Raw genomic sequence first — 23,396 nt, forward strand, 5'->3', positions numbered from 1 at the left:
AGCCTATTCTAGATGAAGATCCGCTTTTTCATAAGCTTGGATGATCTCAGCTACTACAGGATGCCGAACCACATCACTTGCTTCAAAATTGACAAAATCAATTTTTTTGATTTGCTTCAATGTTCGTTCTGCATGAACGAGCCCACTCATGGTCCCTCTTGGTAGATCGATTTGGCTTGTATCGCCATTGACAATCATTTTTGACTGGTATCCAAGGCGTGTTAAAAACATCTTCATCTGAGCAACTGTCGTATTTTGCGCTTCATCTAAAATAACAAATGCATCGTCTAACGTACGACCTCGCATATACGCAAGAGGCGCAATCTCGATAATCCCTCTTTCCATTAGGCGATTCGTATGATCTAATCCAAAAATCTGATATAAAGCATCATAAACCGGACGTAAATAAGGATCTACTTTTTCTTTTAAGTCACCAGGTAAAAATCCAAGATTTTCCCCTGCTTCAACAGCTGGTCGAGTTAAAATGATTTTTTGTACTTCACCTTTTTTCAAAGCAGCAATGGCTAGAACAACTGCAAGGAACGTTTTACCAGTACCAGCTGGTCCTATACCAAAAACGATATCGTGCTTCGCTACAGAATGGACATATTTTTTTTGTCCGCTATTTTTCACGCGAATCGGTTTTCCATTTCGGTCTTTGACGATTTCTTCTTCGTACATCTCAACAAAATAATCTAAGGTTCCTTTTTCTCCCATCTTGAGTGCAGTCACTACATCAGGAGTACTGATATGGATCCCTCGCTTGATCAGTTCCTGCATCGTACGAATGACAGAAGCAGCCAAAGAAATGGCTGACTCTGAACCAATAATTTGGATCATTTCTCCTCTAGTATGGATTGTTGTCCCCGTTACCTCTTCAATCAATTTGATATGTTTATCATGCGCACCTAAAAGCATACTGACATCATCAGCAGCCGTTAATCTAATCTCCAAAGAACTAGACTCTTCTGTCAAAAATAGACATCTCCTTTTCTCAAATCATTCTTTCCTATTCTACCATATTCATGAAAAACTATATAGCAAATAAGAGAAGGTTCTAAAAAAGCGATCCCACTTTGAAATCAAGAGATTATGACAGTAGCACTCAGATCTGGATAATAAGCAAAAAAAACTACGAATACTAAGTATCCGTAGTTTTAATGCTAAAATTAAGATTGCAAAGATTCTTTAACGATCGCATTCACTTGATTGCCATCTGCTTTTCCTTTGACTTTAGGCATGATTACACCCATGACTTTACCAAACTCTTTTACAGATGAAGCACCTGTTTGTGCAATCGCTTCTTGAACAAGTTGGCGAATCTCATCATCAGAAAGTTGTTCTGGCATGTATTTCTCAACGATCGTAATCTCACTTTTCACTTTTTCAGCTAAATCGTCACGTCCAGCTTCTTCGAATTCATGTAAAGAATCGCGACGTTGTTTCATTTCACGAGACAATACTGTTAATTCTTCTTCTTCAGTCAAGTCGTGACCTACTTTAATCTGTTCGTTTTGAATCGATGACTTAATCATACGAATCACCTGTAAAGACTCTTTATCTTTAGCTTTCATCGCTGTTTTCATGTCATCGTTTAATCTACTTAGTAGTGACACACTACCAACTCCAATTCATCACAGAACTAGAATTTTTTACGTTTTCTAGCTGCTTCAGATTTTTTCTTGCGTCTCACACTTGGTTTTTCGAAGAATTCACGTTTGCGAGATTCTTGTAAAACACCCGCTTTTGACACGGAACGTTTGAAGCGACGAAGAGCATCGTCAAGTGATTCGTTTTTGCGAACGACTGTTTTTGACATGTTAATTCCCTCCCTCCGAGCTTAAAAAGTAACCGTAATTGTTATTGAAATATTAATCTCAAGAAACAAGTCTGTTCTATGAATATTATAGCTAAAGCTCTTATGACCGTCAAGTGAATCTTACCTTTTTTTTAAAATTACCAGTTGTTATTTTATTTATTTATTTTATTGACAACTTTCACAACGTCCAAAAATCTCAAATCGATGCCCCTCAATCGTGCATCCGCTCAACTGTTCTTCAAAATAATTCATTGGACACATATGGATTTCTTTTGTCTTTCCACAAACAGTACAGATAAAATGATGATGATGCCCAATCTCACCTTGGCAACAATGGAATCGGAATTTCATTTCACCATTGAGATCCGTTTCTTCTAACAAATCCAGTTCAGAAAAATCATGTAAATTACGATAAATCGTATCATAACTTACACCGCTGAATTCTTGATTCATATAGTCAAAGACTTCTTTTGCTGATACATAACGATTTCTCTTGATCAAATATGTCAGTAAGGCCTCACGTTTCTTCGTATATTTCAATCCGTTATTTTTCAATATTTGTAGTGATTGTTCCACCAATGTTTGTTTTTCCATGTTTCTCCCCCAAATCAAAATGATTACGAAGTATGTACACCCAAGTATGGTATAATAAACTTAAAAAAAATGCAAGAGAGGTTTTATACGTATGTCTTCCCAATCAAATGAAATCGTCACTTTTTTTGTTATCTCTGATTCTGCAGGTGAAACAGCGACTAAATTAGCTCAAGCAACCATGGCTCAATATCCTAGCGTTGAGTTCAATTTATTCAGACGAACGTTTGTCACAGACAAAGAAACGTTACATCATGCTTTGGTTGATGCATTGAATGAACAAGCACTAGTTCTTCATACATTGATCAACCAAGAACTGATCGATCTCACGAATAAATTCTGCCAAGACAATAATCTCTACAGTTTTGATGTATTGACACCGCCAGTTGCTGAAATCGAGCGCTTAACTGGGATCAAACCAACACGTCAACCAGGTGCTCTTCATCTATTGAATGAAAACTATTTCAAGCGGATCAAAGCAATGGAATTTGCTGTAAAATATGATGACGGGAAAGATCCTCGAGGCTTTTTGGAGGCTGATGTTGTATTGCTTGGGGTGTCAAGAACATCCAAAACACCTTTAAGTCTCTTTTTAGCCAATAAAAATTTAAAAGTTGCCAATCTCCCTTTGATTCCCCAAGCGCATATTCCAAAGCAATTATGGGAAATCGATCCTAAAAAAATTGTAGGTTTGACTAATAATCCAGATATTCTGAATAACATCAGAAAAGAACGCATGCGTTCCTACGGTCTCAATCCCGATACTGCTTATTCAGATATTGAAAAAATCCGTGCAGAACTAGAATTTGCAAATGATCTTTATGAAAAGTTAGGTTGTGTGGTCATCAATGTCGCTTCCCTTTCCATTGAAGAAACTGCCTCTTTAATTCTTAACGAGTTAGGTTTAGAGGATCACAGTTATTACGGGACAGAAACTCCTGAAGAAAAATAGAGAAGCAATAGTAAGCTATCTTAGATCGTACAAAAAATAAATAGTCTTTCCTAATTCTCAAATTTCCCATTTGGAACCTACTTTGCAAATGGGAAGAGTGGCTCAACTTTCACAAATCGAAAGTGTGACAAATAAGTATCAAGGCACTTATCAAAATAGGATGATAATAAGAATGAATCGACCAAGCATTCCTGTCCAACTAAAAAGAACAGAAATGCTTGGTTGGTCGATTATTTTTTTAAATCCTCAAAATATTTTTTCTATAATGGTATAAGTTATGATTATTATCCGATCATTTACATAAAACCAATCTACGGTACCATTCGTAGCATATTGCTTTTAGGTGTACTAAATAGGATGACGAAAGTAACATTCAACTTGCAATCTCTTCAAAAAAATACGGAAAAATATGAAGAGCTATTTTTCGATTTTTTCTTACTTTTTGGATCAGAACGCTGTTGTCACAACCATAATAAACGACATTCAAAAAGCTACAAGTTGGTCTTAATTCAAAAAATAAAAAATATGATAAGCCATTTTCTATTTTTTGAATTATGTTTCCAAGGTAAAGCACTTCTTTCATGACCTCTTATTGATGTTCAACGTGTTTTAGTGTCTGATCTAGTATATCTAATACATGGACATCATCGAGACTATATACGATTGCTTTTCCTTCTCGTCGTGATTTAACTACATGATTTTCTCTTAATAATCTTAATTGATGCGAGACAGCTGATTGTTCCATTTCGACAGCTTGACTGATCGCTGTCACATTTTGTTCTCCTTCTTTTAAATACAATAAAATATTTAAACGGGTCGGATCACTCAATAATTTGAATAATTGACTTACTTTATCTATTTTTACTTTCCGATCCATTATTTTCCTCACACCTCCATAAAAAAGACTGACTACTAAAGTTTACCACTTTTTTCGTCAGTCTCAACTATTTATTATTCTGTCATTGCTTTAATGCTCGCTTCATAAGCGGCAACTTTCTCTTCTGCCTCTTTGTTGGAAGCGCCTTTAACGCCGATGTAGAATTTGATTTTTGGTTCGGTTCCCGAAGGACGAATGGCAATCCAGCCATTCTCTTCTAACGTATATTTCAATACATCTGATGGTGGAGTGGTTAATTTTTCTGTGTGACCATTTGAATCTGTACTTGTTTGTGCTTTGAAGTCTTCTGTTTGGATAACCTTAGCACCAGCAAATTCTGTTGGTGTTTCTTTTCGGAATTTTTCCATCAAAGCAGCAATTTTTGCAGAGCCTTCTTGTCCACTCATCGTAACAGAGATTGTTTTTTCTGCATAGTAACCATAAGTTTCGAAAATAGTTTGCAAGCCATCGTAAAGTGTCTTGCCTTGTTTTTTATAAAATGCAGCAACTTCTGCTAAAAGAACGAGTGCTTGGATCGCATCCTTATCACGAACGAATGGTTTGACTAAGTAGCCATAACTTTCTTCAAAGCCAAACATGAATGTATGTGAATGATCTTCTTCAAACTGTTGGATTTTTTCAGCAATAAATTTAAAACCAGTTAACACATTAAACATTTCTGCTCCATAGTGTTTAGCAATCGCTGTTGGTAGTTCACTGGAAACAATGGATTTCAACACTGCGGCATTTTCTGGCAAAGTTCCTTTTGAGTGATGCGCCTCCAAAATATATTGTACAAAGAGCGCACCAATTTGGTTTCCTGTCAACACTTTGTATGAACCATCTGGCAAGCGTACTGCTGCTCCTAAACGATCCGCATCAGGGTCAGTAGCAATCAACAGATCTGCACCTTCTTGTTCCCCTAAACGAATGGCATATTCAAATGCTGAATGTTCTTCTGGATTTGGTGATTTCACTGTCGTAAAGTCAGGATCAGCAATCGCTTGTTCAGGAACTAATACAAATTGTTCGAAACCTGCTTGTTTCAAAGCGCGTTCACCCAGCATTTTTCCAGTACCATGTAATGGTGTGTAAACTAACTTTAAATCTTTCCCCATTGTTTGAACTAATTCTTGGTCAATCGTTACTGCTTTGATTTCTTCTAGATAAGCAGCATCGACTTCTTCACCGATAATCGTGACCAATCCACTGTGTTCTATTTCTTCATCTGTTAAAACTTCGACTTTAAGCGGGTTGCTGACACCTCGTACATAAGTAGTCAATGCATCCGCATCAGCAGGCGGCATTTGTCCACCATCTTCACCATAAACTTTATAACCATTGTAAGCCGCAGGATTATGAGAAGCAGTTACCATGATCCCCGCAAAAGTATTCAAATGACGTACAGCAAAGGAAAGTTCAGGTGTAGGTCGTAAGCTTTCAAACACAAAGGATGGGATGTTATGGTGCGCTAATGTTTTAGCTGCTTCCATCGCAAATTCTGGTGACTGATGACGTGAATCATAAGCAATCGCCACTCCGCGTTTTTTGGTTTCTTCATCTTGTGCATCCATGAAACGAGCAAGGCCTTCTGTGGCTTGACGTACAGTATAGATATTCATACGATTGATACCAGGTCCTAAAATCCCACGCATTCCCGCAGTCCCAAACTCTAATGGTGCATAAAATGCATCTTCTAATTTTTCAGGATCTTGGCTTAATTCTGTTAATTGATTTTTTAAATTTTCTTCTAATGATTCTTCAGTTGCCCATTGTTCGTAAACTTGCTTCCAAGACATGAAGCTGACACCTCTTTCTAAATTATGTTCCTTCTTCAGTATATCATTCTCTTTTTAGTTAGAAAAGTAAGAGGAAAATCAACTAGAGTTATAACTATAGCAATGAATCGTAACAGCAAAGTTTTTGTCCTAGCAATAATCAAAAAAACACTCATTTTTTGCCATCTATCGATAATTTTAGAATTTCTCTTTCTCAACATCATTTGACAAAAAAGCCAAAGGAGTTCATGCAAAAATAAGCCGAATGATCTCGAAGATATCAAAAGATATTTTCGGATCATCCAGCTCACTTCGCAAAACTGAGCGGGTAGGCCTAGTCTTTTCTTTTACTTATTCCGTTTAGTGATGTGCAACAAGTTCTACATACATCCTACTTGTACGGATGAACTTCTACTTACGCATTTGTTGTTTCTTCTAGCGATTCTAGATATTTATATACTTGTTGTCCAGCAATCCCGCCATCTCCAACAGCTGTGGTGATTTGACGCAAGTCTTTTTCACGTACGTCTCCGATGGCAAAAACGCCGGGAATATTCGTGCGCATATCTTGGTCTGTGGGGATCCAACCAGCAGCATTGGTCAAACCAGATTTTTTGAATGGCTTTGTTAATGGATCAAGTCCAACATAGATGAACACACCATCTGCTGCGATGTCGATTTCTTCACCGGTTTTTGCATTATGTGCTTTGATACCGGTAACTACCATATCATTACCAACGATTTCATCGGTGATCGTATCCCACATAAATGAGATTTTTTTATTGGCAAATGCACGATCTTGAATGATTTTTTGTGCTCTTAATTCATCTCTACGATGCACGATGATCACTTCAGAAGCAAACTGAGTCAGATACACAGCTTCTTCAACAGCTGAATCGCCGCCTCCAATTACAACTAACCGTTTGTTACGGAAAAAGGCGCCATCACACACTGCACAATAAGAAACGCCACGACCAGCATATTCTTCTTCACCAGGCACACCAAGTTTGCGATGGATACAACCAGTGGCAATAATCACTGTTTTCGCTTCATAACTTTTATCTTCACAAATCACTTCTTTGTAGCTTCCATGGTCTTTGATATCTTCTACGATCCCATAGATATTTTCTGTACCAAATTTTGTGACACCTTCATACATTTTATACGCTAAGTCTGGACCCATGATTGAATCAAATCCGGGATAGTTTTCGACTTCAGCCGTATTATTCATTTGTCCACCAGGTGCGCCTTGTTCGATCATCCCAACGGACAAGTTCGAACGTGAAGCATATAGAGCCGCTGTCATCCCTGCAGGTCCTGCGCCAATTACGATTACATCATACATATGTAGATACCTCCGTTTTAAAATCAAGTAAGCTTACTTTACAGCCATTGCAAAAAAAAGTCTATTGTTTTGCCTACTTTCTTCGAATAGATTTATTATACTCGAAGCACAAGCTGAAAAACAATAGACTTTTATGGAATGTAGCTTATTCGTTACTCAATTCTTCTCCATTTGAAGCAATCACTTTTTTATACCAATCAAAGGATTTTTTCTTAGATCGTTTCAATGTTCCGTTACCTTCATTGTCACGGTCCACATAAATAAACCCATATCGTTTTTTCATTTCACCTGTACCTGCAGAAACTAAGTCGATACAGCCCCACGTAGTGTACCCTAATAAATCCACTCCATCTAATTCGACCGCATCTTTCATCGCTTGGATGTGGGAAGCCAAGTAAGCAATACGATAATCGTCTTCTACATACCCGTTTTCATCTGGTTTATCCACAGCTCCCAAGCCATTTTCTACAATAAACAATGGTTTTTGATAACGATCGTAGATATCGTTTAAAGTCACACGTAAGCCAAGTGGATCGATCTGCCAGCCCCATTCGCTTTCTTCTAGGTAAGGATTCTTGGGTGAAGCAAAAATATTTCCAGCCGTTTGTTCCAATATCTTAGGATCAGTCGTAGCAACTCGTGAAGAATAGTAAGAAAATGAAATAAAATCTACCGTATGTTCTTTCAGTAATGCAAGATCTTCTGCTTCCATTTGAAGCTCAATACCGTTTCGCTCCATTTCCTTCAGTGCATAAGCAGGATATTCTCCACGTGATTGTACATCAATAAAGAAATAATTTTCGCGGTCTGCTTTTCTAGAAGCCCAAATATCTTCTGGCTTACAAGAATATGGGTAATAAGCTCCTGCTGCTAACATGCATCCTACTTTATTTTCTGGATCGACTTCATGAGCAATCTTTGTCGCAATGGCACTAGCCACTAATTCATGGTGGGCTGCTTGATATTTGATTTGCTCTACGTTATCGCCTTCTTCAAAATACAGACCTGCGCCCATAAATGGTGCATGTAAGATCATATTGATTTCATTGAATGTTAACCAATATTTCACTAGCCCTTTATACCGATTGAAGATCACATGGCAGAGATTTTCATAAAAACCGATTAATTCACGTGAGCGCCAAGCCCCATATTCTTTGATCAAATGCATCGGACAGTCAAAATGAGTGATTGTCACTAGCGGTTCGATCCCATATTTTTGACATTCTTTAAACACGTCTTCGTAAAATTTCAATCCTTCTTCATTCGGCTCTTTTTCATCACCCAATGGGAAGATACGACTCCATGCAATAGACAAGCGATATGTTTTAAAACCCATTTCTGCAAACAAAGCAATATCTTCTTTATAGCGGTGATACATGTCAATCGCCACTTTTGCTGGATAAAAATGCTCATCATCAAATTCGAACATTTTTTGTTGTCCTGTGATCACTGGAAAGCGGTCTTTGCCAATCGGTACTACATCCACGTTTGCTAAACCTCTTCCTCCTTCATCATATCCACCTTCACATTGGTTAGCAGCTGTCGCGCCACCCCATAAAAAATCATCTCTAAATCCCATTATACTTCCTCCGCTACTCTTTTATTTTCCGAAAGCTGTCTAGCTAAATCATCTTGCACAGTGATTCCTTCTTTTTTTAGGCGTGCAATCGTTTCTTTAAACTGTGGTAAATAGTCTTGATGAGCAATAAACAATTCATCCATCATTCGTTTGGCTGTTTCTCCTGAACGCACCAATGGATTGATAGTGAAGGCTTGAAGTGCTGTGCCATAATCACCAGTCACCGCTGCCTCAATCGTCAATAGCTCCATATTTTTCATGACTTGTAGCCATCCTCTTTCAGCTGGTGGTAATGAACCAAATGCTACATTTCGAGCACCTTGCGCCCCTACATAAGCGGTTACTTCTACAACACAATCTGCTGGAAGATCAGGTACTGCCCCTTCATTCTTTGTTGAAACAACAATTTGTGTTTCTTTGTTCCCATATATCGAAGCAATGGTTTCACAAGCGGCATCCGAATAATAAGCTCCGCCTCGTTGTTGGAGTTGTTCGGGTTTATGATCCAGGGTTGGATCTTTGTATAGTTCAAATAATTCAGCTTCTGTTTGTTTGACTTGTTGTGCTCTAGTCCCAACTGTTTGGTATTCTTCCAACGCATGGTTCAACATTTCTTCTTCTCGATAATAATAACGATGGTAGCCACAAGGAATCATTTGCATCTGAAGAAGTTGTTCTTTGAAAAATGGTACATCGAAAATATTTTTAGGCAAACCGTTATCTTCTGCGTAGAGTTGTTCGATCAAATCATTGGTACAATCATTTCCTTTCGCATCCGCTACCTTGTGCCAATGGAAATGATTCAACCCAGCAAATTTATAGATCAAATCTTCTTTCTTTTCACTGATCATGACCGGTTCAGTCATCATAGCCATCACAGGAACGTTACATAAACCAATGACTTTTTCCCACTTACCATAACGAACGACAGCTTCTGTTACCATCCCGCTCGGATTGGCAAAATTGATCAACCAAGCCTCAGGACATAAACGTTTCATATCTTCCACTACGGATAAAATGACAGGGATCGTTCGGAAAGCTTTAAACATCCCACCGGCTCCATTCGTTTCTTGCCCAAGCATTCCGTAATATGCAGGAATTCGCTCGTCCTTGACTCTAGCATTTAATTGACCCACACGGAATTGTGTTGTTACAAAATCAGCATCTTTCAATGCTTCTTCCCGATCAAGTGTGGCATAGATTTTCACATCATAAGGTGAAGCATCCCACATGCGTTGCGCCATTTCACTGACGATCTTAAGTTTTTCTTTTCCTTCTTCTACATCCACTAACCAGATTTCTCGAATTGGTAACTCTTCGTATCGTTTGATGAACCCTTCCATTAATTCTGGCGTATAACTACTTCCGCCACCGATCGTTGCAATCTTGATTCCCTGATGCATATGCTCACTCCTTTTCGTTTTTTACAATTTAATTATCATTTTTGTAAAAAAATATCTCAATACCTTACAAGAGCTTTGAAAAACCATTTACAAAAAAAGTGATTTTCTGTCTCAATATTGTAAATTTATTGCACATAAGAAATAGAAAAATCCCTCTTTCTCTTCAAATATAATGATCAAAACAGGTAAATATAAGTTATCCTCTTTCTTTCTACTCTATCTATTTATATTTATATACCTTATTCAATTATTTGACTCTATTTATAATAGCGTTTACAATATTTTTACACTGTTATACATAAAAATGTAAAAGAGGATAATATATGTTACTCAAAGAAAAATTAAAACAAACCAGTTTTTCCCCTTCCGAACAGCAAGTGATCCATTTCTTACAAAACAATGAACGTACACTTGGCGATTTGACCATCCAACAAATTGCTGAAAGTTGTTATGTCCATCCTTCCACATTGATTCGAATTGCTAAAAAAATGGGATTTGCTGGTTGGGTGGATTTTAGAGATGCGTTCATCGCTGAAAAAGAATATCTTGAAGGCAATTTTCAAGAGGTAGATGCCAATCTGCCTTTCTCAGAAAACGAAGGAATTATGACAATTGCTAATAAAATCGCTGCTCTAGAAAAAATGACGATCCAAGATACTCTCTCTTTACTTTTTCATGATGAATTGCAACAAGCCAAACATTTATTGCTGCGATCAAAAAAAGTCGTCCTTTTCTCTAGCGATTCCAATACATTGATCGCCCAATCATTCAAATTAAAAATGAACCGGATCAAACGAGAAGTGTCCATTGTTCCCACATCTGGAGAGTCTTATTATGCCGCTTATAACTGTAGATCAGAAGACTGTGCCATACTGATCTCCTATACTGGAGAAAATCAAATGATGTTGAGAACTGCTGAAATCTTAAAAGAAATGAATGTTCCGATACTCTCTTTAACAAGTATCGGGGAATCCTCTCTCTCTGTAGTCAGCGATGTTGTTTTGAGACTGACAACTAGGGAACGGTTGTATTCAAAAATCAGTAACTTTACGATCAATACGTCTATTTCTTATTTACTTGATGTCTTGTATAGCTGTGTATTTGCAGAGAACTATCATGAAAATTTGGATTATTTAATTAAGATCGGGCAAAAAGTCGATACCCGTCCCATCAGTTCCGCCATTATGAAAGAAGAAATCTTGATTGATTTTTCTATGAAAGATCATACTTGATTCGTCTAAAGAAACTAAAAAAAGGAAACATCTTCTCATCTAAAACAAACATCAGACTTAAATAGCTATTACAAAAATAAGTTGGAAAATATCGATGAGAAGAGCCAATATCGGATTCTCCAGCTTATTTCTTGTCATCAAGTAAGAGCTGTAATCAACTCGTCGCCATGCCCCACCATAGGCGCCTGATTCTCTAAAATTTCTAAATAATCTGCTGAATTTGTAATAATTACTGGTGTCTCCACACTATATCCCGCACTTTCAATCGCATGGATATCAAATCTTAATAAGGTGTCCCCTTGTTTCACTTTATTTCCTTGCTCCACAAATGATTCAAAATACTGCCCATTAAGTTGAACAGTATCCAATCCAACATGAATCAATAATTCTAAGCCATTATCAGAAACTAGACCTATCGCATGTTTAGTTGGGAACAACGTCATGACTGTACCGTCAAAGGGAGCAACTACTTCCCCTTTTTCCGGATAAATCAAAATACCACGACCTAAAGCACCTTTAGAAAATGCCTGATCCTTTGCCTCACTCAAAGAGGTAATTCCTCCTTTGATCGGTGTTTTGACGATTTCTTTATTTGTTTTTTGTTTCTGTGGTGTTTCTTCTATTTCTTGGTCTTTCCAAAATAGGAAAGTCAACGTAAATCCAGTGATGGCAGCAATCGCAATACCAACAAATGCATGATACATTCCACTGGCATCTGTTCCTGTAATATAATTCACTACACCAAAAATACCTAATCCTCCCATCGTATAACTAGTGGTACCAGCCATCATTAAGTACACGCCAGAAATTGCACCACCTACCATTGAAAAAATAAATGGCATTTTTTTCGGTAAAGTTATGCCGTAAATTGCAGGTTCAGTCACTCCAAAGATCCCAGAGATAAATGCCGGCATACAAAGCGCTTTCATTTTTTTATCTTTAAATTTAAAATACATAGCTAATACAACTGCTGTCTGTGCAAAACTAGCACCAAATACACCCGTCAATATCTGTGTGGAACCATCTTGGGTTATCTGCATAATCGCCAATGGCACGATACTCCAGTGTAACCCAAAAATAACCAGTACTTGCCAGAAGAAGCCAAGCACACCACCATATAACGCTGGTGAAAAGCCCATTAAAGCTTGGAACCCAGCACTTAATCCATCTGTCAATAAACTTACGATTGGACCAATGACTAAAAAACCAATTGGTAAGGAAAACAATAACACCATAAAAGGAACAACAAAAGTTTGTACCACAGTTGGGATTACTTTTTTTGCCACTTTCTGCACTTGCCCCGCAAAAGCGATAATAAAAATCACTGGTACGACACTAGACGTATAAGTTGCGCCCACCCATGGAATACCTAAAAAGCGTTCATACGCAGATAAACCAAGTAAACTGTAAGGAGCAGTTGCTGCTCCCGAGGCTGCCTCATAGCCACTTTGAAGAGCTGGACCTTGAACAGTCGGATAGCAAAGCGCTGCTCCAATCACGATACCAACCATAGGATTCAATTGGAATTTTTTTGCTGCGGTATAACCTAAAATGACAGGCATAAAGAAAAAAATCGAATCTCCTATACCATTTAGCATGATATATGTTCCTGATACTTGCTCATAAAAACCTAAAAAGATAAATAATGCATTTAAACCTTTGACCATCCCAGCTGCAGCCAACGCACCTAGAAATGGTTGGAAACAACCACTTAAAATATCAATCAAACGATTAAATAGATTGCCTTTTGTGACAGCTCCTCCCGATTCTTCTGAGATTCCAGCGGCCTTTATCACCTCAACATACACATCAGGTACATGGTTGCCGATCACTACTTGGTACTGCCCGCCACTTTTCATTACCGTTACGACACCATCCATATTTTTCAATATGTCATCTGATGCTTTACTTTCATCTTTTAGTTGGAACCGCAAGCGCGTGATACAATGGGTCAAACTGTTGATATTTTCTGTACCTCCTACATATTTTACGATTTCTTCTGCTAGATTCTGATATTTTCCCATTTTCTCTCCTCCAATTTTTTTATTGAAGGTTTAGCCAACTGAATGTCACTACCCTTGTCCTTTTTTATAAGGTTAACTATTATCTATCCCCCTTTACTTTTCTTTTAAATGATTATTGTCTACTAAACGAGCAAGATGAATTGTTAGATAGACGTTTTCATCATTAGACATTTGATAATGGAAGGTGTCATATAGAAAAGAACTGATTTTTTTTACACACTCTGAAGCTGTCTGGTATTTTCGCTGAATCATATGAATCAACTCTTCTTCAATCTCCCCATCCTGACTTACTGTCTCATTCATCACACGACTCAAGAAGAAACGCAGATGCGTAACAAAACGAAAAAAGTAAATCGATTCTTCATCGAAAGGTGTCTGATAGTAATAGCGCACAATATTTAAAATGTCTTGAATCGTTTTTGTAAAAAGATACATATTATTCATATGACTCTGATCTGTTTGAGCATTCACTAGGTGCAAAGCAATGAAACCTGCTTCATTTTCAGAAAGAGTAAAACCATATTTTTTATAAATTTTATCAATCGTTTTTAGACCGATTTGATACTCTTTTGGGAACAACTGCTTGATATCATACAATAAGACATTCGACAACCCTGTACCTGATTTGCTTCGCTTAATTGCATTGTATAAATGATCCGTCAATGAAATATAAATGGAGTCATTCAAACTGATGCCTAACGTAGATTTCGTATATTCAATGATTTCATAAGATAATTCGATATACTCTAAAGGAATATCTTCTGCTAATTTTTGAAAATGCCGAAAAAGACGGTCATCGGTTAAGTGGAATTTTTTATCTACTTCGGCTTCTAAGATGCAATCCCCAATCGCTTTTTTAAATGCTAAACCTTTCCCCATAACAATCATTTCTCGATTCAACTTATCCCTTGTGACAACGACATTATTATTTAGAATTTTTTCAATCAGCATAGTATCCCCTTCCCATGATTGTTACTTAATTTCAAAAAAACAAAAAAACCCAAAAAGCCTATCATAGGAAAACTATGATGACTTATTAGGTTTAGCTTGCGTGATGCAATCACTATCCAACACTATTTCTTTTCTTCATCTTAGCGAAAGGAAAATGATTTGTCAACGCTTTTTTAAGCGCTATCATTTCTTAGATAGTAAATAGAATAAAAAGGAAAGAATATATTCTTTTTTTCTATCTACAGGAAAACTTTTCTTCTTATCAGCCACTCACTTTAAAGCAATTTGTTGCAATCATATTCATCCCTAATGCACTTGGTTACGATTGAGTGAACTGCCCCACCTAGCTAAATCTAACGGTTTTTAACGCTTAACGTGGGTATTTCTTGGGAAAAGAGCATATTTAAAAAGGTTAGTGTTGTAAACTCAATTCTTTCTTGTTCTGGCTTATTGGATGATTGAATGACATCATTGACTTGGCCTTAATACTTCTTTCTGTACTCGTACCTACATAATCTAGGAAGTTTTTCTTCACTGTAGTTTCTGATAGTTCCGTACTTATTTGTTGTTCGACCGCAATTTGAGTAGAACTGTTGCTTCTTTCGATACTTGAAGTTACAAGGTTTAAGAAGCTTCTATTCGATGTAACACTTGTGTTTTCTACCACATCCGTGGTTCTTGTTGTGGTCTGCTCTTGCGCTTTATTGAATTGAAAAATTGTTTTGGAAATCCCATCTCCAAGTACAAATTTCATAGCTAGATATTGAAACATGGATTCAATTTCTAATCCTTCTTCACTGATACTTCGTTTAACACGTGGTCGTTGATTAAATGCTCTTCCATCGGCAAGATCTCTTAGGAGGACCATAAGCATTTCCGCATCTGTCATTTGGAAATTTGCACGCAACATAAAATTTGTCTCCATCTCTTTAGCGACAGTACTCATTGATATCGTTGGTTTGTTCAAAGATTTTGCCAAATGATTCACAAAAACCTTGAATGCCTCGGATTTTAATAAAGTCGGGTAGATATCGACATAATCCTTTAGTACATCTTCTGCACTTACAGTAAAGTTTTTTTCAACAGGACTATACCTGACCACATCTTCCGCAACCTCAGTATGATGTGTCACTTCATGTAAGATTAAATCACTCCCAACTATTCTTGTCTCTTTTCCTAGCTTAACGTCTGGATCCAAGTGGAAAGCATCCGCATAAATGAGTATTCTACATTCCGGATCATATTCTAAAATTTCTGCTTTCGATAAATTCTTTCGACAAAGTGAACGATATTCATTTGTTCCTTTTTTACGGACTAGATCGGTAGAGACGATCCAAATATTTTCAAAGCCTAGATCCGCTGTTTTTTGCAGGAATAGTTCTCCTTTTTCCGCTACCGCTCTTAGTTTTTTGATAATTTCCCTTAAGATTTCTTCTTGATTTGTCGACTTTTCTAGCTGAAAAAGTTGGATCAAATATTGCCCTTGTGGAGTTTCTACTAGTGTCCTTTTCTTTAACAAACTATTACACGTCTTTTTTGTCTTTGCACACTTTTCTTGCGCTTTCTTAAATTCTCCTACCAATTTTTCTCGTAAAAGTTTGATATACTCCGGCGCCGTATCTGCCTTAAGACCAACATACACTCGAAAGTCACGTCTATGCTTCGCAGATAAATTTTTATAAATCACCGATTTTAATTTTTTTTTCAACCACTTTTTATCATTGTAATACACAGCAGTTTTTTCTGGAAGAAAAGCAGAAAACTCACCCAGCATAACACTATCATCTTCCACTCTAGGAGCCTCAAATCCTGATTTGAAAGGAACTGCTTTTCTAAGCTTCGTCCATTCGTCCGAGTGTCTAGTTGAAGCTGGAAGTACATTTTGTGGTGGAAACCCCTGTTGTGAAACTATCTCCTGTGAAGTACTCGGCTCGGACTCCATTCTGGAATCACTTGATTTGTTTTTATTGGAGGGCGATTTCTCTTTTCGTTGTCGCACAGTTGATTGATCCGAAAGAAAAGCTTCTATGACTTGACTTCTTTCCAACTCTGTTTCCAGACGAAATTGACCTTTTTTCTCATCAAATCTTAAGACTGTCATTACTTCATTGTAATCCTTTTTCACCAAATGATACCGATTTAACTTCTTATCCAACAAGATTAATGGAATATAGTGCTCATTGATTTTGATGTAGGATCTGCTTGACTCATCCCACATCAATCCTTTTCTATCGGGTGCAGAAAGTCCACTAGGATTATTTTGCGTTTCAAATTGATCCAACATGCTAGCGATTTTTTTCTCCACTTCTATTGCCACGAAAGGAGTCGTTGGTGCTTCAAAATACCATTCTACGCCATTAAAATTCACTGGTAAGATCTTTCCCGCATGACGATCATAAACATCCAATCGGACCCCATGCTCCTTGATGGCTGTCATAGTCACCTCAATCAGTTTCCCTTTCATTCGAATAAAACGCTTCGTTTCTTCTCCTTCTTTTGCGACAGTTGTAATTTCACCTGTGCCATAGGCCTGAGGGTTCGGATTGATTTCCACGACAAATACCTGCTTTTTATCTAGCCTCACCTCCAATAGGTTGATCAAGTTTAGTTGTTCGGTCGTAAATTTAGCGGGTCTATAGGGTTCTATGCGATTGCCTTTTTTCATAAATAAACCACCAAATACCTCCGCAGTTTTCAGATTCGTCACCCGCATATACAACTGATTGTTCACTTTTCTCACTGGAACTTCCAAACCATTCCACTCTACTATTTCGATCGATTTTTTCCACGCTTCTTGCGCCTTCTCCATCGATTCGACTCTTTCTAACATTTCTTTCATTTTCTTGCCTACACGTAATTCATTTTTGAACTTCACTAATTTCTGAACGACCAGTCGTCCCCCACCTATGACCGTCTCAAATCCTGGATCAAGAGTCCGAGCGAATCCTAGTACAAGTTTTCTGATTTCAGCTACATTAGGAAGAAAATGGCGACTATTTTTGATGACACTTCGGATACCACCTCTGACAAATGCTCGGGCTACGCCTAACGCAAATTTCATATTAAGGGAAGCGATCTGTCCAAATACTGGAATGAAAAGTAATGCATCAATCGTACACGATGTAACTGCTTCACCCACATCTTGATTAATAATCCCTGTCACACAATCATAAAATGGGATGAAATGCTTAATGACATTCCAAGCTTTTTCTATATCCGCTTTGTCATTTCCCGAATCGTAGAGTTGGCTATACAGTTGGTCACTATGTTTACGACTGAGTATCTCAATAAATGGGTCCTTCTCTATCCCATATGATAACTTTTTGCTTCGATTGACATGAGCAGAAAACTTAAAGTATTTATTCCCTATATGAATCTCATTTCCTACTTGCTGATATCCTTTCTCCCAAAGATCTTTCCGATTAAATAACCCATATTTGAGATAGGATAAAGGATCTTGATCAACTCGATAGAGGATATATCCCCCTTCTTCATCGAGTCTCTTCAATGCATACCACCGTTCTTCCTCTCCATTGACCGCCACAAAAAGATCAGTTTTGTTTAAATTAAAAGTCGTGATCTGTTTTTTCCTGATAGAAAACAATTGATATATTCCCAGAGCGCTACTTATGACCGGCATCACATCTATATAATCACTTTCATTTTTCAACTCGGCCTTGGCCTCATATAGATGACTTCCTTCTGAGAAAATAAACGCTCGTTCCTTTTGATCAACTGCATCCAGCGCATATTCAATCAGTTTTTTATCCAATGGCAAATGCGCCTCTGAGACGTTTTTTGTCAATTTAGTATACTCGTCTTCTAACTTAGGCGGAAACCAATCGATATCCCGACAAGGTTCTTCTAAGCCCAAAAGATAATTTTGTTTCATGATATAAAAAGGCGCGCGAGAACCTTTTTCGCGACACTTCTCAGCGACAGTTGCGGCTAAGGCATCTTTTCGACGCCATTGAAGCAAAGCTTCTTGATAGGCTTTATACAAACGATTGAGCAGTTCTTGATTTTCGATAAGCTTATAATAGCCTGCTTCTTGATACCCAATAAACGTACTAATAGCGACTTCTTTGTAGGTTCCCTTGGACAATGCCTCCCGTAACAGATCTGGCTCTAGTTGAGCGACCGCAAGCAAGGAAGGCATTAGAAGATGTCGGAATTCTTCATAGCTAGTAATTCTTTTTTCAATGATCGTTTCCCAGAAATGTTGCCCCATCAACCGACTATCCTCTGGACTGAACGACTGAGGATAGCCTCCCTCTTTTAAAATTTTCGCCCCAGTTAGCTGCATCAAGGAAGCATGATCAGAAATCAATAAGTTATCCGCTAACCCACTGCTATCTAGGAAATAGTTAGGCAGCTCTTTCTGTAGAAAAAAGTTCCATAATTTATCAAAGAATCTCTTCTGTTTTTGAGAAAGAGTAGAGCCATCTAACTGAATCAATCCCTCTTTTTCCAAGTTTTTAACGGTAAATAGATCTCTCAAACGGCCCATGGTAAATTGATCCACATCAGGGGCTGACACTAGCGTTTTGACCATGTAAGCCTCAATCGAACTTCCTAATATCGTTTCAAAGGCCCATTTCATGATCGTTAATTCGGCATCTTTGTTCGAGATCTTCTCCTTATTTTTTCCATCTTTGAATTTCAATGCTTTCAAGATTACTTTCGCCAATGGTTGAATCCTTTTATGATTGAAGACTATTGTGTCATTTTCTTCTTGAGTGATCCGTTTTCCCATAGCGATCAATAATTCTTCTTTGGTTGGCTGATCCGAGAGTAATTTTTTCTGCTGAAAAAAGGCTTCCACTTGTTTCCGCACATTGGGATCACGCCATTTAATCCCATCAGTCTCAACGTTGTTTTCTTTGTTACCTGTACTTGTTGAATGGGGTGTACTCACCTCTTCTGGTTGTTCTGTAGTTTCTGCTACAAGAGCTAAAGCTGCAGGTTGGTTGTCTTTCATTGTTTCATAGACCCATGATCCGACAGTGAGACCTGCTTGTTCCTCTGAAATTACTGACTCTTCCCCCATTTCTAGAATTATTTTTGCGAGTTGTTTGACTTTCACCATATCCAGTGTTGCGGGAGAGGCTCCTTCAAGGAGTACCCACTCACCGACTGTCTCCACTAGTTCTTTGACATTAGATTCTTGACAGGCAATTCCATTTTCAATAAAAAAATCAACTAGCTTTTTATGTATGTTCTCCTTTTGTTCACTCGTCCACTCCGGCAAAGGGAGTTCTTGTTCTTCCTGAATAACTACCTTACTTGGATCATCTTTATTTTCATGCAAAAATGCTTTGATTTTTTTATTGATCTCCTCAGTGGCATCACTTTCCTCAGTTTGCATCACCTCTAATTCAGTCCCATTGACGTAAGATGTCGTCTCATTAACTAGACTATTTCCTGTAGTCGTTTCGATTATCTGAGTCTCATTGAGTGTTAAATAATTTTCTTCTAATTCTAGAGAAGGTATTCTAGTAGTTGGTAACGGTATTGCCTCGACGCCTAAAAACTGGAGGCCAATGGATTGTTGTAGAAAATGATCCACTACTTCATAAAAATCCGTTGCTAGCTGCCAAAGTTGGGATAAAACTCCCTCTTCTTCTGAATTCAATACAGGTACAGTTTTCAAAAGCGTTTCTGGTGCCATTTCTAATGCAGTTTTCGATACCATTTCTGGTGTTACTTCTGATAGCCTCTTTTTCGTTTGATTTGATTGATCAGAAAATGATGTTTTTATCTGATAATTTAGGTTCTTTTCTGATTGTGGGTGAGTGGGAATTTGTTCTCTATGATTTACCGAAAAAGCTTGTAATAACAAATCCACAAAATGCGACAGCAACGAACCGCTTGTTTCTTTTTGATCTTGAGTAGAAACGGTGTGTTCATGTTGGGAAAAAAACTGGTAAAACAGCTTAGTCAATTCATTCCAAAACGTTTCTGACAGTTGATTATGTACATGATTTAGGGGTTTTATCGTAGTGTTATGTTTGTTTTCAAAAGAATCTTGAAAGACTTTACTTAGTTTTTGAGCTGTTTCTTCTGCAGAAGGTGGGTGGAACCCATAATCAGTTGTATTGGTTATGTGGTGAGAAGAAAAAGTAGCATTCTCACTTTCTTGTTTCATGCCTTGATTATTTCGCCTCTCTGCTTGACCGACTGCATCCTGACAAATTGTAGTAAATCTCGTTTGTTCCACACTTTTTCCTGTGACGATCCATGTGTTGACCTGATCCGTCCTTCTCATAGTGGTACAATTCACCAGTTGATAAAGACCATGAACTTTCTGATGAAAAAAAACACTTAATTCATGCGCTCTTTTAGCTATGTCGATAGCTGATTGTGTGGACGTTGATGTCTGATTATCAAACGTCTGATTGCCAAAAAAAGAACTCGCACTGACAAACGGGGGTGCGATCGATGTTGAAGGATGAGACATGGTCTGGTTCATATTCAAGGACTGGATTCGCTCACGATTGATAGTGGAGGTTGAAACATAGGAATAGATCCTTGTATGATTTCCTTCTCTTCTCACGTCAATCCGTGTAGTCGCTTCAAAAGCTGGAGCATTTTTTTTAATGACCGGCTGTTGTTCGGGAAGATCTACGAATCGAATATTGTAGAAGATATTCGATAAAAAAAGGACTCCATCTAATGTCAATAAACCATTGGGAGCTGGTGTTTGTCCTATATTATTGGCAATATAGTTTAACCGCTCTTGGTCATCTTTTGACTTATTTTTGTCGTTCATTTTGTTGTTGTTCTTTTCAATGGCTTCTCTAGAAGCTGCTTGTGGTATCCTTCCCTTTTTCGACAGCTTTGCTTTTTGTGGCATTTTTTCACTCCTTTATTGAAATTAATTATAGGCTATTTTATTGTATAAGTGTTCACTTGAGTAATATCTAAGGATGAATGATTTTACGTCACCAATCAAGTTTCTATGACTAGCTCCAACAACTCTGTATCATTTTCTCAAAAGTGACAATTCTTTCAGGCTAAAAACAACCGTTCATCAAACTTAGAAAAACAAGAAATAGATAAGAACCATAGTATTAATTGATCACATTAGGCCTGCTAATCTAACTGCGGTTCATTTCTACCTTCTGTGGAGATATTAACCTCCCTTCTTTTTTAATCCGATTTCACATATATTGTAAAACAAAAAAAAGGAATTATCAGTACTGAATTTAGAACTATACCCATTATTAAGTTAGGAGTGTTATCCAAAAATAAGTGAGCTTTCCAGACTAAAAGCAGTCGTTTGATTAAAGGATTATTTTTCTTGTTATCAAAAACTAAAAAAACGTTACATCTGTTGTAATTATTCTAATATTTCTCTTCAGAAACGTCATTTGGTAAAAAGGCTAAAATTTCTTGTTATGGATATGATTCGCTATGGAGCGTTACTCATAATCGAGTAGAGGTCCGAATGCATAGATTCGCACCCCTCTCACACCACCATACAAGCCGTTCGGCATATGGCGGTTCAACTTATATTACAGTATGCACTTTTAGATAGTAATCTAAGGCAAAGGGGATCCCTCTTTGCTTTAGTCGTTCATTGGATAGGGCTCTGTGAATCACTTTCGATAATCCAATAAATCGATAACCTTTTCGACAGTAGGTTAAGCCTTTGGCTTCTTCCTCTGGTATTCCCAACTGAACCAAGGAACAGATTCTTTTCCTATAGTTCTTCCACTGCTTCCAGATAATGACTCGAATTCTTGATCGAAGTTTAGCGTCTATTTCTGCGAGTTTCCTTTTCATTTTCGCTTTACGAAAATAGTTTACCCAACCATAAATGACTTGTTTCAGTTTCACGATTCGCTCATCAAGAGAAATACTTTTGTTTCTTTTGGTGAGCTGACGCAATTTCCGCTGAAATTTTTGGACAGACTCCTCATGGGGTTTTGGTTGATATTTCTTTGTGTGTTTGTCGTAGTAAAATCCAAAACCTAAAAATTTTGTTCCATTCGGACGGCTGATTCTACTCTTTTCCGCATTGACAATCAGCCCTAATTTCTTTTCGATAAAGGCCGTTATGGACTGTAAAACTCGATGTGCTGCCTTTTCACTCTTGACAAAAATAATACTATCATCTGCATAGCGAACAAAATGTAGACCTCTTGATTCTAATTCTTTATCTAATTCATTTAACATAATGTTGCTTAACAGAGGGCTCAGATTACCACCTTGCGGGGTACCGATAGGTGTGTCTTCATATTTTCCTCTTTTCATTACGCCACTTACTAGATACTTTCGAATGAGAGAAATGACATCTCCATCTTCTATTGTACGCGAAATAATTCGCATAAGTTTGTCGTGATGGACAGTATCAAAGAATCGTTCTAAGTCAATATCCACTAGCCAATCATATCCGTTATTCATATAATCCACTGTTTGAACAATTGCCATTTCACAACTGCGGTTTGGTCGAAACCCATAACTATACTCACTGAATTGTTCTTCAAATATAGGTGTAAGAATCTGACTAATTGCCTGTTGGATAACTCTATCGACAACAGTTGGGATACCTAGTTGACGCATTTTACCATTTCCTTTTGGTATTTCAACACGTAAGGCTGGTTGCGGATTGTACTTACGTTGGCGAATTTGAGAACGAAGTTCTTCTTTGTGTTCCCGAAGATGGGATTTTAATTCCTCCACAGTAATTCCATCCACACCGCTTACCCCTTTATTACGATAAACTCGTTTGTAGGCTTCGTTCATGTTCTGATTACTCAAAATTTGATCTAAAAGTTTCATACTCGTTTCCTCCTTCCTCTCACGTAACGAAAGACATTTCTCTTTTGATTATCTTCTG

Annotated in this window: 15 protein-coding genes; 2 read left to right on the forward strand and 13 right to left on the reverse strand. The window is 37.6% G+C overall.

Annotation, left to right across the window (positions count from 1 at the left end):
- Positions 1–3 precede the first annotated feature (3 nt).
- The 4 genes from A5844_RS08090 to A5844_RS08105 form a co-directional block, all read right to left on the reverse strand.
- The gene (locus A5844_RS08090; RefSeq protein WP_086284698.1) at positions 4–975 is read right to left on the reverse strand and encodes a PhoH family protein; all 972 of its coding nucleotides are present in this window, start codon (positions 973–975) and stop codon (positions 4–6) included.
- A 194-nt stretch (positions 976–1,169) separates the two neighbouring features.
- Entirely contained in the window at positions 1,170–1,616 is a 447-nt protein-coding gene (locus A5844_RS08095; protein ID WP_086284699.1) for a GatB/YqeY domain-containing protein, read from the reverse strand.
- Positions 1,617–1,642: 26 nt separating this feature from the next.
- A complete protein-coding gene (rpsU, locus tag A5844_RS08100; RefSeq protein WP_086284700.1) occupies positions 1,643–1,819 on the reverse strand; it encodes a 30S ribosomal protein S21 in 177 nt (58 codons plus the stop codon).
- Between the two features lie 165 nt (positions 1,820–1,984).
- Positions 1,985–2,413 carry a Fur family transcriptional regulator gene (locus A5844_RS08105; protein ID WP_086284701.1) on the reverse strand — a complete coding sequence of 143 codons (429 nt, stop codon included), beginning with the start codon at positions 2,411–2,413 and terminating at the stop codon, positions 1,985–1,987.
- 91 nt (positions 2,414–2,504) lie between these two features.
- Here A5844_RS08105 and A5844_RS08110 point away from each other — a divergent pair, with 91 nt between their 5' ends.
- Positions 2,505–3,362, forward strand: a complete 858-nt coding sequence (locus tag A5844_RS08110; protein WP_086284702.1) for a pyruvate, water dikinase regulatory protein — start codon at positions 2,505–2,507, stop codon at positions 3,360–3,362.
- 589 nt (positions 3,363–3,951) lie between these two features.
- On the opposite strand, the gene A5844_RS08120 is transcribed toward A5844_RS08110, so the two are convergent.
- The 5 genes from A5844_RS08120 to A5844_RS08140 form a co-directional block, all read right to left on the reverse strand.
- A complete protein-coding gene (locus A5844_RS08120) occupies positions 3,952–4,239 on the reverse strand; it encodes an ArsR/SmtB family transcription factor (protein ID WP_373419211.1) in 288 nt (95 codons plus the stop codon).
- Positions 4,240–4,313: 74 nt separating this feature from the next.
- Positions 4,314–6,038, reverse strand: a complete 1,725-nt coding sequence (locus A5844_RS08125) for a phospho-sugar mutase (protein WP_086284704.1) — start codon at positions 6,036–6,038, stop codon at positions 4,314–4,316.
- Positions 6,039–6,432: 394 nt separating this feature from the next.
- Positions 6,433–7,362 carry a thioredoxin-disulfide reductase gene (gene trxB, locus A5844_RS08130; protein ID WP_086284705.1) on the reverse strand — a complete coding sequence of 310 codons (930 nt, stop codon included), beginning with the start codon at positions 7,360–7,362 and terminating at the stop codon, positions 6,433–6,435.
- Positions 7,363–7,507: 145 nt separating this feature from the next.
- Positions 7,508–8,941 carry a 6-phospho-beta-glucosidase gene (locus tag A5844_RS08135; protein ID WP_086284706.1) on the reverse strand — a complete coding sequence of 478 codons (1,434 nt, stop codon included), beginning with the start codon at positions 8,939–8,941 and terminating at the stop codon, positions 7,508–7,510.
- Entirely contained in the window at positions 8,941–10,344 is a 1,404-nt protein-coding gene (locus tag A5844_RS08140; RefSeq protein WP_086284707.1) for a 6-phospho-beta-glucosidase, read from the reverse strand. The genes A5844_RS08135 and A5844_RS08140 overlap by 1 nt, the downstream gene beginning before the upstream one ends.
- A 323-nt stretch (positions 10,345–10,667) precedes the next feature.
- Here A5844_RS08140 and A5844_RS08145 point away from each other — a divergent pair, with 323 nt between their 5' ends.
- Positions 10,668–11,576, forward strand: coding sequence for a MurR/RpiR family transcriptional regulator (locus tag A5844_RS08145; protein WP_086284708.1), 909 nt, complete (start codon positions 10,668–10,670; stop codon positions 11,574–11,576).
- A gap of 137 nt (positions 11,577–11,713) precedes the next feature.
- On the opposite strand, the gene A5844_RS08150 is transcribed toward A5844_RS08145, so the two are convergent.
- The 4 genes from A5844_RS08150 to ltrA all read right to left on the reverse strand — a co-directional run bounded on the left by A5844_RS08150 (position 11,714) and on the right by ltrA (position 23,338).
- The gene (locus A5844_RS08150; protein ID WP_086284709.1) at positions 11,714–13,600 is read right to left on the reverse strand and encodes a beta-glucoside-specific PTS transporter subunit IIABC; all 1,887 of its coding nucleotides are present in this window, start codon (positions 13,598–13,600) and stop codon (positions 11,714–11,716) included.
- A gap of 93 nt (positions 13,601–13,693) precedes the next feature.
- A complete protein-coding gene (gene licT, locus A5844_RS08155; RefSeq protein ID WP_086284710.1) occupies positions 13,694–14,551 on the reverse strand; it encodes a BglG family transcription antiterminator LicT in 858 nt (285 codons plus the stop codon).
- A gap of 412 nt (positions 14,552–14,963) precedes the next feature.
- Entirely contained in the window at positions 14,964–21,407 is a 6,444-nt protein-coding gene (locus A5844_RS08160; RefSeq protein WP_086284711.1) for a hypothetical protein, read from the reverse strand.
- Positions 21,408–22,063: 656 nt separating this feature from the next.
- Positions 22,064–23,338, reverse strand: coding sequence for a group II intron reverse transcriptase/maturase (ltrA, locus tag A5844_RS08165; protein ID WP_086283872.1), 1,275 nt, complete (start codon positions 23,336–23,338; stop codon positions 22,064–22,066).
- Positions 23,339–23,396: the final 58 nt, after the last annotated feature.

It is taken from the genome of Candidatus Enterococcus wittei (genome assembly GCF_002140175.1).
Taxonomy (GTDB): domain Bacteria; phylum Bacillota; class Bacilli; order Lactobacillales; family Enterococcaceae; genus Enterococcus_B; species Enterococcus_B wittei.